The 598-nt window shown below is 65.2% G+C and carries 1 protein-coding gene; it reads left to right on the top strand.

Annotated elements, in window-relative coordinates; genetic code table 11:
- Window position 1 precedes the first annotated feature (1 nt).
- A partial coding sequence (locus K7711_RS47075; protein ID WP_222979695.1) for an SDR family NAD(P)-dependent oxidoreductase occupies window positions 2–598 on the top strand: 597 nt, incomplete at its 3' end.

Genomic DNA, 598 nt, shown 5'->3' with positions numbered 1-598 from the left:
TATGCAGATCAGCAATGCGGTTGCCGTGGTGACCGGTGGCGCGTCGGGCCTGGGCCTGGCGACGGTGAAGGAATTGCACGGTCAGGGCGCGAAGGTCGTGATCATCGACCTGCCTTCTTCCAACGGTGAGTCGATCGCCGAGGAGTTGGGCGAGGGCGTGGTGTTCGCCGCGGCCGATGTCACCAACGAGGAGCAGGTGGCCGCTGCGCTGGATGCGGCGCAGGCGTTGGGGACGTTGCGGATCGCGGTGAACTGCGCGGGGATCGGTAATGCGATCAAGACGGTCAGCAAGAAGGGCGCGTTCCCCCTCGACGCGTTCACCAAGGTGGTGTCGGTGAACCTGATCGGCACGTTCAACGTGATCCGTCTTGCCGCGGAGCGTATCTCGGCTGCCGAGCTCGATGGCGAGGAGCGTGGTGTCATCATCAACACCGCCTCGGTCGCGGCGTTCGACGGTCAGATCGGTCAGGCCGCGTACTCGGCGTCCAAGGGCGGCATCGTGGGTATGACGCTGCCGATCGCGCGTGATCTGGCGAGTGTGAACGTGCGTGTGGTGACCATCGCGCCGGGTCTGTTCCACACCCCGCTGTTCGAGTCG

The sequence above is a fragment of the Nocardia coffeae genome, from assembly GCF_019890715.1.
GTDB lineage: Bacteria > Actinomycetota > Actinomycetes > Mycobacteriales > Mycobacteriaceae > Nocardia > Nocardia jiangxiensis.
Note: the sequence above shows the minus strand (reverse complement) of the source record. Positions and strands in the feature narration are given on the sequence as shown.